At 61.1% G+C, this 11,603-nt stretch carries 7 protein-coding genes; 6 read left to right on the top strand and 1 reads right to left on the bottom strand.

Annotated features, from left to right (window positions below; translation table 11 throughout):
• Positions 1 to 102 precede the first annotated feature (102 nt).
• Positions 103 to 1,551 carry an alkaline phosphatase D family protein gene (locus ACXAEW_RS02180; protein ID WP_474939748.1) on the bottom strand — a complete coding sequence of 483 codons (1,449 nt, stop codon included), beginning with the start codon at positions 1,549 to 1,551 and terminating at the stop codon, positions 103 to 105.
• A gap of 581 nt (positions 1,552 to 2,132) precedes the next feature.
• Between ACXAEW_RS02180 and ACXAEW_RS02175 the strand changes: the two genes are divergently transcribed.
• The 6 genes from ACXAEW_RS02175 to ACXAEW_RS02150 all read left to right on the top strand — a co-directional run bounded on the left by ACXAEW_RS02175 (position 2,133) and on the right by ACXAEW_RS02150 (position 11,601).
• On the top strand, positions 2,133 to 3,710 hold the full coding sequence (locus ACXAEW_RS02175; protein ID WP_474939747.1) for a sensor histidine kinase: 1,578 nt from the start codon (positions 2,133 to 2,135) through the stop codon (positions 3,708 to 3,710).
• A gap of 450 nt (positions 3,711 to 4,160) precedes the next feature.
• Positions 4,161 to 5,651 carry a serine/threonine protein kinase gene (locus ACXAEW_RS02170; RefSeq protein WP_474939746.1) on the top strand — a complete coding sequence of 497 codons (1,491 nt, stop codon included), beginning with the start codon at positions 4,161 to 4,163 and terminating at the stop codon, positions 5,649 to 5,651.
• On the top strand, positions 5,648 to 7,228 hold the full coding sequence (locus ACXAEW_RS02165) for an FHA domain-containing protein (RefSeq protein ID WP_474939745.1): 1,581 nt from the start codon (positions 5,648 to 5,650) through the stop codon (positions 7,226 to 7,228). Before ACXAEW_RS02170 ends, ACXAEW_RS02165 begins: the two co-directional genes overlap by 4 nt.
• Positions 7,221 to 8,156: a PP2C family protein-serine/threonine phosphatase gene (locus ACXAEW_RS02160; RefSeq protein WP_474939744.1), complete on the top strand. Its 936-nt coding sequence runs from the start codon at positions 7,221 to 7,223 to the stop codon at positions 8,154 to 8,156. Before ACXAEW_RS02165 ends, ACXAEW_RS02160 begins: the two co-directional genes overlap by 8 nt.
• Entirely contained in the window at positions 8,153 to 9,463 is a 1,311-nt protein-coding gene (locus ACXAEW_RS02155; protein ID WP_474939743.1) for a hypothetical protein, read from the top strand. Before ACXAEW_RS02160 ends, ACXAEW_RS02155 begins: the two co-directional genes overlap by 4 nt.
• Entirely contained in the window at positions 9,460 to 11,601 is a 2,142-nt protein-coding gene (locus ACXAEW_RS02150; protein WP_474939742.1) for a dynamin family protein, read from the top strand. Before ACXAEW_RS02155 ends, ACXAEW_RS02150 begins: the two co-directional genes overlap by 4 nt.
• Positions 11,602 to 11,603: the final 2 nt, after the last annotated feature.

The following is an 11,603-nucleotide window of genomic DNA, read 5'->3' as shown; positions in this document are numbered from 1 at the left end:
GACCGTTTGGCCAAATTTCCGCTGATGGATATGCCTGTGTATCCACCGCAACCGTTTGGGGCTGCAGGCTGCGGGGAACTGTGGGGCCGGGCGGGTGTGGGATTACAAGGGAAGAGCCGGGGAGCGACCGGATGATTCGATCTCCCACCCTGCGGACCAATTGCCGTCCTGGCGATCCAGAACCAGATAATTGCGTTCTGCCACATAGCGATAGCGTTGTCCGGGGATGCGCCGGATGCGGACCGGATGGTTGGGAAGGGGATCCTCTCCCAGCCAGGACAGAGCCCCTAGAAACCGGGCCCAGCCGGCCGGTGGTGCACGATGAGAAATGCCCGAGGCCACCAGTTGATGCAGCACACCGCCGTCCGAGGCGTCCAATGTTGCACGGGTTGCCAGGTGGATTTCCCCGGACAGAACCGTCACACTCTGATGGGTGCGTTTTTCCATTTGCAGGACCAGATCCAGCATGCGCCGCCAGCTGTCCCGATGGGCCCGGCTTTGCCATTGGTCGCGCAGATCGTCCTCGTATTTCTGCATCGAAGGGATGGCGACCATAATTGCTTCGAGGATGGAAAGCCGAGGCCCCAGCAAGGGAACGCTCGACATCAGAAAGCTGTGTCCGTTGAAAGGCTTTGCGGCGGCCTCTGACATCATGGCCCAACCCGATGGCCCCATGACCTCGCGCCGGGTGCGTTGGCTTCGCAGATCCGGGGCCAGGATGCGGAACCCCTGTCCTTCGACCTGCCAGCCCAGATGGTGCCCGCGTGGGTCCGCAAAACGGTCCGGCAACGCGCCTTCGCAGGTTGCGGCCTGAAAGGTCAGGAACGCCTCGCGCGCGACGGTGAACAGGGTTTGCCCCACCGGAGAATAGGTGCGTGATCGCCTGAGCGAGCCCCAGCCATCACAGATGTCGTGATCATCCCATTGCATCAGCGATGGCACGCGGGCGGCGATCCAGGCAAATTCCGGCGCCGCATAAAGGCTGGCATAGCGTTCAAAGAACTTGTTGCGCAGGTGGTGATAAAGGTCATCCAGATCCGCGCGGGAGGGGTCCTTGGGAAGATCCTCAGGCCAGCCTTCGCTGAGCGGGTGCCCATGTGTGGCCTCATCCGCATAGACCTGATCGCCGCCATGCAGGAGGAGCGAATACGGGCGTTCCCGGTGCTGGTCCGACAGGCGGGCCCACATGGCATTGCGTTCTGCCGGGACGCGGTCCAGATCGCCGTGTTCCTCGCCATTGCAGGAGACAAAGGCGATTTGCAGATCTTCGGTCAATGGGCCCGCAACAGCGTAATCACTGCCATTCCAGTGATAGCAGCCGCTGCCATCGGTGGGCAAAGAGAAGCGCGCCACAAGGACACGGTGGTTTGGGTATTGTGCGATCTTTTCAAATGCCACAGGGGATCCGCCACACGTCAGGGGCGGCAGGTCCGTTTGTGTACCCGCGATAAACAGTGCCGAAAGCTGCATCTGCAGCCCATCTTGAGCCACCGCGTCCAGGAACAGAACCGGGCCAATACAGGCTGGGAAATCGGAAGTTTGATCAGTCATATCGCGCTTATACCTATGTTCTGTGGCAGCTTCTCTTCAAGATGTGCGGGGCGTTCAGCCCTGAAATTCAATTCATCAACGCTGGTTTTACGATTTTCTGACGCAGGTCGGGCCGTTGTTCTTCGGCTTTTGTATTCTGAAATATATTTGTTTTCAAATGGTTGAGGTGAGTTTGCTCGCAGGCAAACAATTTGCGTGGGCAGTTTTGTTAACTGTTTTACGAATGAAAAACAGAACAATCTGCCGTATAAGCCACTCGGGGACGATTCGAGGGATGCACGGTCTTCACATGTGGGGAGGTTCACATGGCGAGCAAAAGGCGGGGCATACCTAAATTTAACTGCTGTTGAATAGGCTCGGAACCAGCGCGTTTCGTGCTGGGACCAATTTGTATGTCTCAGCACTTTGTGTTGAGTTTTCGCCCTTGTGTTGCGGCGTGCCTGTCTTGCACGTCTTTCTGGGCTGTTTGGGTAACGAGTGACCGATGATGTGCCAACGGGGATGGCACCGGAGGGCACAAAGGGAAGAGAAATGCGCGGTGCGATCATGATGGCAGCCAAGACAGGCAATGGAATCCCGTAATGGGGTATGCGGATGGGGATCGTGACTGGTCAAAGCCATCTGTTGTTCTGGGGCTGGTCCAGCTCTGGCGCGGATTGCAGGCGATACCGGCTTTTGTTCAGGCCCGACTACGCGCTGCAGCGCCGGACCAACTGAGCCTGCGGCTGGTGGTCGCCTCTTTGTGCGTCAGCTCTGTCCTGTCGGTCTTTGCGACATGTGTGCAGGTCTATAGCGCCTATGAACGCCAGAAACGTGACACGTTGAATGTGTTCGTGCATGTGGAACAGATCTTGCAGCGCCAGCTTGAACATGCGCTCTGGAAGTTCGATTTCGATCAGGTAGAGGTCATTCTGGATGCGCTTATGGCGCATAATGAAATCAGCCATGTGGCGGTGGTGTCTCAGACCGGACACAGCTGGATGCGGGGGGCGCAAAACGTAAACTCCGAAGTCGGAAAATTCGAGCTTTCGGTGACCAATTCCAACGGGAGCAAGGTTTCAGTTGGCCGGATGATTGTCCATGTGACGCTGGACGCCGTGTGGGGCCGGGTACAGGCGCAGTTCTGGACGCTTTTGATTTCGAACATGACTAAAGCCTATATCGGGGCGGGGATCATGCTGATTGTGGTACACCGGTTGTTCATTCGTCATTTGCGCCAGATTGCAGCGCATGTTTCACGCTCCAAACCGGTTGATGCGGGCCACCAATTGCGTCTGGACCGCAAAACCCGGCCCCGCCAGGACGCGCTGGATCAGATCGTGGACGCTTTCCACGGTCACGAGGCGCGGGTGGCGGAGTATGTTCAGAAGCTGGATCAGGAAATTGCACATCGTGAGGATGCCCAGCGTCAGGCCGAAATCGCCGCGCAGGCCCGGACCCAGTTTTTGGCGGATATGAGCCAGGATATCCGCACCCCTATGAATTCAGTTCTGGGGCTGTTTCAGATGATTAAGTCCAGTGAGGACGTACCCCTGCGTCACCGCGAGCAGGCGGATTTTGGCCATCGCGCGGCGCATCAGCTGAGCGGGCAGCTGGTCAATATGCTGGATCTGTCGCGTCTGGACAGCAATGATATTGTGCCACGTGAAGCGTCGACCGAGGTGCGCAGCCTGGCGGCCGACTGGCTGGCGGTGGCGCGGGCGGCCGTGCACCGGCGTGAGAAGCAGATCGAAGTCTGTCTGGAGGTGGATCCGTCTTTGGCGGCGCGTTACTTGATGGATGGGGAACGGGTCAGCCGGATCGTGGAATGTTTGACCGATAACGCGGTGAAATTCAGTGACAGAGGCTGTATCACCCTGGAGCTGCGCCCCGTTCAGGAGGCCGGTCTTTGCGCTGGGGAGGTCCCGGGTGCGGGGCTGGAACTTCTGGTGCGTGATTGTGGTCCTGTTATTTCCTACGAAGACCGCGAAGTCATCTTTCAACGGTTCACCCGGATCGAAGATCACCTGTCGCGCAAGGCGGGGGGCGCGGGGCTTGGCCTTGCGCTGGCACGGGAACTGGCAGTTTTGATGGGTGGCACCTTGACTGTCCGGGACTGTGAACAGGCGGGTTTCAATAATGAGTTCCGTCTGAGCTTTCCAAATCTGTCTATTGTATAACCGGGTAGTCGCCGCAGGCAGTGCCGGTGATCTTCTGCGGTGTTGGTGCGGTCGTACAACAGACTTGTTTTCTGTGGTGTTGCCACTTTTGTTTCGGAGGTCCGGGGTGACGTCCCTTTGCCAAGCGCAAGGGGGCGAGCCTGTTTTTGGGACCGTGCAAACCTCAGAATAGACCCAAAGGGACAAAAGCTGGGCCTCGGTGAGAATCGTCTGGCGTAGCGCGGCTGCGGCCCTGCGAGGCAACTCGTTAAAATGCAGGGGTATACTGACGCTAAAACACTGAACTCATGCAATTTTACCAAAACATGAGAGATAAAGTTAAGCCTACATAAATGTCTTGTTTTTAATGCGTTCCGGCGGAGTTGCGGCAAGAATAAGGCAGCTTTGCCGCAATTGCCCCTTTTCCGCCGCATTTCCGTCACAGGTCTTGCCGAGCCTTTGAGGGCCCAGATGCGCTGCGCTTCACTCGCGGCGATGAGTCAGAACGACGCTTTTCTGTATCAACCACCTGCCAAGGGATCGACATCCGTGCTGCCCCAAACCTGTGCCACTCCGTCTCAGCCAGAGACCGCCCGCATAACCGACGATGTCGTGGCGCTGCCCTATGGCCACAGTCTACTGCAGGGGCAGTACCGGATTGAGCGAGAACTTATGGCTGGTGGTTTTGGCATCACCTATCTGGCCCGCGACAGCCTAGATCGGCAGATGGTGATCAAAGAGTGCTTTCCCGCAGGGTTTTGTATCCGGGAGGGCGCCAAGGTGGCCACGCATTCGCCGTATCGGGCCAAGTCCTTCAAGAATGTGCTGCGTCATTTCCTGCGCGAAGCGCAGTGGCTGGCGCGGGCCAAGCACGACAATATCGTCACCGTGCATCAGGTGTTCAAGGAAAACGGCACGGCCTATATCGCGATGGACTACATTGACGGCTGCGATCTGGTGACCCTGCGGGATGAGAACCCCGCGCGGCTGGATCAGCGGTTGATATCGCATCTTCTGGAACAGGCTTTTCAGGCTCTGTCGATGTTGCACGATCAGGGCATGTTGCACCGGGATATCTCCCCCGACAATTTCCTGATTGACGGGCAGGATCATCTGACTCTGATCGATTTTGGTGCGGCCAGCGGAATGGATGGGGAGGCGGACACCGCTCTGGGCGCGATGCTTTCGGTCAAAGACGGCTATTCCCCGCACGAGTTCTATCAACCTGATATGCCGCAACGGTTTTCCAGTGATCTTTACGCGCTGGGGGCCAGTTTCCATTTTTTGGTAACGGGGAGGCCGCCGGTTCCTGCGCAGGAGCGTCTCAAGGCGGTGACAGCGGGATATGAAGACCCGTGCCCGCTCCTGGAAGCGGGAGACTGGCCCTTTGCGCCGGAGTTCTTGCGCGCCATCGACAAGGCGATGTCGATCTTGCCGGGCATGCGGTTTCAATCGGTTTCGGAATGGGCCGAATGCCTGCCGCAGAACCTGGGGGCAGCAGCTGCAGATGCGCCTGTTGATACGGGACTGTCGGCCGATGGGGTACAGGGGACAGAGCCGCAGCCCGTTCAGGTGCCAGAGGCCGCGATCTCAGATCTGGTTGCCGCGACCAACCGGAATTTGACCCCTCGGCCCGCGCCCGCAGAGCGGCGGGCTGCGGCACCTGCAAAGCGGCGCAAACATCCGTCCCAGATGGTGGATATTTTCGGGAACCCGATTGGCGATGTGGACCGCTGGCTGGAGGCGCAGGACACTTTGGCGCGCGGACAGAACAAGGACGCGGACGCCCATTTTGAGCCGGGATCGGTATTGGGGGCCAAGCCTGCGGGGCAAGCCACGCCCAAGGGAGAGAGCAAAGCCCAGGCACAGGGTCAAACCGCCGGATGGGCGGATCGCGTGGCGCGGATCTGGGGCAGTGACAACCGGCTGAGTGCCGTGACAGCGAATGGAAAGACCACATGAAGTTCATCAAAGACATTATTGGCGAGAAACGAGAGCAAGGTCCGATGAGCCTGCCACAGAGTGGTGCTGCGGCACCGGAACGGGACATGTTGACCACAATTCTGGCGGAGACCCGTGCCAACACTCAGCCGCCTGCGCCATTGCAGCTGGATGCGGCTGCGCGGGTTCATGAGGCAGGAGAGCCGACCCCAGCGCGAGAACCTGTGCGGGAACCTGCGCCAGAACCAGTTACAGCGCCCGAATCCTTGGCCCCGTCAACGGCGGGGCATGATGCGTTAGAGTCGTTTTTAGCAAAACAGGACAGTGCGGTGGCAAAACAGGACGGTGCCGCGGCGGAAGCGGCGGCGGCTCGTATGTCGCGTCCTGTCAACGCGCGCCCCCGGTCAGCGCCCGCGCCGATGCCTGAACCCCAGCCCGTGGACATGCAGGCTCCCGAAGAGACCGCGGATCAACGGGGCCTGCCTGAAGCTGAGGCGGCGCGGCCGGATGGGGTGGAGCGCCCCTACCGGATCTTTACGCGTCGCAACCGCACCAAGATGTTGCAACTGGAGGCCGCGGCCAAGGCGGCACATGTCGCCCGAGAAGAGCGCGCGTTCCCGGACGCGGACAGGTTCTCGGACGCGGACAGTGGGGAGCCGGAAGAGGCCGATCCTTGGGATGCTGGCCCGGATGAGTTTTTGCATGTGCGCAGCGTTGCAGCTGCTGCCGAAGAACCGATGGTTCCAGAAGAGGAACTGAATGATCTCGAAGATGTCCTGTCACCAGAGCTTGCGACGTTTCCCTCGGATTTTAGCTCGCGCCGAGGGCAACGCGACCCGCATCAGGCCTCGGGACAGGCCTTGGCGCCGGATCCGCAAATGCTGGTCACGGATCCGGCGTCCACATCCATGACGCAGGATGTCGCCAAAGTCGCGGCAGCCGAAAATCCGCAATCCTGCGATCTTGAACCTGTGACGCGGGGAGACCCTGATAGGGGGCCATCCAAGCCTGATCCTTCCAAGCCTGATCCTTCACTGGGCGCGCCTTTCCCGGAGCCCGCTTTTGCGGATACCGCGGCGGCGGCCGGGGTGGATCTGGGCGAGGCGGATCTGGGCCTGCCGACGGGCCTTCCAACGGGGAGGGCAGGACGTGTGAAAACCCGCCTTCTGGGGTTCGATGGCGATGCGGAGGTCGGCGATCCATTTGCCCAGAACGGCCCATCCGGAGAGTGCGGGGTATCGCAATTTCCGGTGGGCTGGCTGGTTGTCGTCGAAGGGCCGGGGCGCGGCGCGGGGTTTACCCTGTTTGCCGGTGTCAGTGTCATTGGCCGGGGAGAGGGGCAGACCATACGGCTGGATTTTGGGGACGGCAGTATTTCGCGCGATCAGCATGCGGCAATTGCCTTTGACCCGGAACAGCAGGGATTTTTCATCGGCCACGGTGGCAAAGCCAATCTGGTGCGTCGCAACGGGCGCCCGGTTCTGAGCACCGAAGCTCTGGCTGCCGGTGACCTGATCCGCGTCGGAGAAACCACATTACGGTTTGTGCCGCTGTGCGGGCCTGACTTCTCTTGGCAGGGCGGGGCGCATCTTGATTGATCTGGTGTATGATACGGCCACAGCGCTGAGCCAGGGGCGGCGGGACCGGCAGGAGGATGCCGTGGTGGCCGATTTTCAGGCGGGATCCAATCTGGGGTTTGCGGTGCTGTCGGATGGTATGGGCGGCCACGCAGGCGGAGATGTCGCCAGCAAGATCGTGGTGACCGAGGTATTCGCCGAGCTGAAGCTGCGCAGCGGAGATCGGGAGGCGTTGGAGGCGGGTATCGCGCCGGTCCTGCATGAGGCAGCCGAGGGCGCCAATGCGTGCCTTGCGCAATATGCCGAAGCGGATCCTGCCCGCACAGGGATGGGGGCCACGCTTTTGGCTCCGGTTATTCTGGGGCGCAAGCTCTACTGGATCTCTGTTGGTGACTCGCCCCTGTTTTTACTGCGGGACGGCCGTTTGCGCCGTCTGAATGCCGATCACTCTATGGCCGCGCGACTGGATCAGATGGTGGCTGCGGGGCGGATCAACCCGGAAACCGCACGCAGGCATCCGGATCGTGCCTGTGTGACGTCGGTTCTGGCAGGGCGTGATATTTCCGAGGTCGATTGTCCGGCAAAGCCGCTGACCCTGCGCCCGCGCGACGTTATTGTGGCGGCCAGTGATGGGCTGATGTCTCTGGACACCATCGCATTGGAGCGGATTTTGACACGCCATGCGGACTGCCCGGCCGCCCAGATCGCCCAGCATCTTCTGGCCGAGGTCGCGGCCATCGGGCTGGCGGAACAGGACAATCTGGCGTTCTGTGTCATTCGGGTTCTGCCGCCTCTGGTGCCCATCTCCATGAGCCCGCCGGATGAGACCCTGCAGTTGCCCCATGCGCCGCGCAAGACCTTCCGCCGCCGCAAGACCACGCTGGTCGCCGCTGCCCACCATCAGGGCGGTCAGTTGAATTTTCACAGCCTATCCAAGAGGTCTCAGTGACCCAGACCGCATTACCATTACCCGCTGCCGCTGTTTCCCTCGAACCGCCGCAGTTTCCACAGGACGAAGAACCGGGGCTGGACGCTCAGCTACAGGCTGCTTTGGCCACGCCTGGCCATTCTCCGGATCTCTTGCGTACGGGAAAGCGCGTGCTGGAGAGGCTGCAGCGCCCCGTTCAGGTTGTGGTGATCGGCCCCTCAGGCAGCGGCAAGTCCACCGTGATCGACATGCTCCTGGGCACACGGGTTCAGGGCGGTGTGTCGGGGCTTGCGCTGGTGGAAGTGGCCTATGGCGCGGCTGCCGAGGCCATTTTCGAGGACCGCGCAGGCGAAGGAGCTTCGGTGCCCGGTTATTTGGGGGACTATGAGGTTCCCACAGGCACGGTCAGCGGGCGGCAATTGTTGCCCCATCCGCTGCTCAGATCCATCACCCTGACAGAGATCACATTGGCGGGGGATCTGGCCCAGCAAAAGGCGATCCTGCAGCATGCTGCCGATTATGGCGATGTGATCCTGTGGTGCAGCCAGGCGTTTGAGGCCGGGGAACAGGCGCTGTGGGCCAGCGTGCCGGAGGGGAAGCGCGACAGTGGATTTCTGGTTTTGACGCTGGCCGATCAGCAGATCATGCGGGGAACGTTGAAAGAGAGCGTGACCCGGCTGGTCCCGATTGTAGAGGACAGCTTTCTGGGCCTTTATCCGGTGGCTGCGCGGCAGGGGCTTCAGGCCAAGGCTGGTGTTGGAGACGGCGATGCGCAGCTGTGGCGCGCCAGTGGTGGACAACGTCTGGCCGAGGATCTGCGCCGCCGCGTGGCGCAGGGAAGGGCCGCGACGCAGGATCAGGCGGAGGCTTTGGTGTGGCAGCTCTCGATCCCTGCACAGCAAACCGCGCCATCTGACGCGACCACAGCTCCGGCGGCGGGACAGCCGCCGCGTCCCACCGAGAAACCGTCTTCGGCGCGGGCTGTAAGCGATCCGAACAGCGCAGTTCTGGGGCGGGCCCTGGCGCAGTTGCAGGGGCAGGCCGAGGCCATGTTGAAAGAGGCCGGTGACGCTCCCAAAAGCGCGGCGGTTCTGGATCAATGTCTGTTGGCGGTGCGGGACATGGCGGAAACCCTGCTGACCGCCCCCCAAGACAGCCCCGGCCTGCAGGCCGCACGCGACGCCAGTCAGGACGGCGAAGAGATGTTGATGCTGCTGCAGCTGGAACAGGATGAAGACGCGGCGGTTGATGCGGTGACCTTGCTGCTGCAACTCAGAAAAGAGCTCGCCGATCCGCCCGTCGGCACTGCGCAGGAGGGGCGCGCATGACTGTGGCACGTCCGTTTCCAACCGATACCGCAGCCCCACAGACCGGCGCGGCGCCCCATGTGGCAGACCCGGGCCCGCAGGAACCTGCAGACATTCGCGCGGCCTCGGCTCCCGGAAATCTTGGCGCAGGTCTGGAGCCTTTGGCCAATCTGGCGCGGCAACGCCAGAAGCTGATGGGCGCCTTGGCCGATATTCATGCGGTCTCAGGCGAGAGCACGCAGCGCGCGCTGGGGCGGTTACAGGCCGAGCTTGCCGCCTATGAACCCGCTGTCACCGTGTTGGGGCAGGTGAAATCAGGCAAGACTGCGCTGGTCAATGCCATGGCGGGCTGGTCGGATCTTCTGCCCAGTGATGTGAACCCCTGGACCTCTGTTGTGACCTCGCTGCATTTGTCGCCAGACGCTGCGCGGGCGGACACCAGTGCGCGGTTCCAATTTATGACCGAGGGTGAATGGGATCGTCTTCTGACCAAGGGTGGCCGTATCGGAGAAATGGCCGGTCGCGCCGGTGCCGAGAGCGAATTGCAGAAGATCCGGGAACAGATCGAAGCCATGCGCGACCGGTCACGCAAGCGTCTGGGGCGCAAGTTTGAACTGCTGATGGGGCAGGCGCATGATTATGGCTATTTCGACAAGAACCTGATCGAACGCTACATCTGCCTGGGTGATGATTTCGAAGATGAGGATCAGCCGGGGGAGGAGCAGGGGCGTTTTGCCGATATTACCCGTGCGGCGGATCTGTATCTGAACAGCGGCATCATTCCGCACCCTTTGTGTCTGCGGGATACGCCTGGGGTCAATGATACCTTTATGATGCGCGAACAGATCACCATCCAGGCGGTGCGGGACAGCCGGATGTGTGTGGTGGTTCTGTCAGCGGGGCAGGCGCTCACCTCGGTGGATCTGGGGCTTATTCGGATGATCGCAAGCCTGGACAGCCGCGAAGTGGTGATCTTTGTAAACCGTATCGACGAGCTCTCCGATCCGGCCAACCAGATCCCCGAGATCGAGGCCGCCATTCGCGAAACTCTGCGCACACATCATGGACCGCAAGAGGCCGAGATCCTCTTTGGCAGCGCTTTCTGGGCCAATGCCGCGCTGATGGGACAGCTGGAAAACCTGCCCAAGGCCAGCTCGGCTGCGCTCCTGAACTGGGCCGAGGCCAGCGTGAAATCCGGCACTGCGCAGATCTCAAAAGGCCCGGCACAGGATATGGTCTGGCAGCTGTCCGGCCTGCCGGGACTGCACCATGCGTTGGGCAGCCGGATCCAGCGCGGAGAGGGGGAGGCGGTACTGACCCGGATTGCCACTTCGGCCCTGACGGTGGCCAGCGGACAGGAGGCCGCCCATGCCATCCGTGTACAGGCCCAACGTGGCAAGGGGGCGCAGACCGCGCAGCTGTCCGGGTTGACCCCGGATGCGGTGCGGATGACCTTTGAAACCCTTGCGGACCGTCATATGGACGCGCTCGAAGAAGAGCTGGACGCGGTGCTGGCCTCGTATCGTGACCGGGCTGATCGGGCGCATGCCACTTTTGTGGACCGGGCAACACGTGCCTTGATCGAGCATCTGGAACAATGGGGCGAGGACAGCGTTTGGGAATATGACCCGGCGGGCCTGCGTCTTTTGCTGCGCACCGCCTATTCGGTGATGTCGAGCCGCCTGCAGGCGGCGGCAGAGGCGCGGTATCAGGCCGCGGTGCGCGATGTGGCAGGCCTTTTGCACCAAGGGTTCGGCAGCGCGGTTGAAGGCGTGCAATTGGCCCTGCCGCAGGTCCCGGATGTGGCGGCTCCGGTTGCATTGGGGCAGACGATTGCGCTGGATTTCAACGATGGCTGGTGGTCCAGTTGGTGGCGGCGCACACGGGGGTATCGGGCATTTGCCAATCGCTTCCGCAGTTTGATCGTGGCCGAGACCGAAGATTTCATGGTTCAGCTGAAATCCGTGCAGGTTGCGGACACACGGGCGCATTTTCTCGCAAGACTGCAAGGATTTTTTGACGAACAGCGCGATATTCTGGCGGAGATTACCGACGCACAGGGTGCTGACCTGCGGGCGCGCTTTGCCGATGAGGGGCTGGAAGCGCAAAGCCGGGCCAGCCGGGCGGCGTTGGATGTGTTGAAAACCTATGCCACCTGATC

Source organism: Epibacterium sp. ABZ3_068, assembly GCF_056159265.1.
The sequence above is the reverse complement of the archived record's forward strand: the minus strand, read 5'-3'. Positions and strand labels throughout refer to the sequence as shown.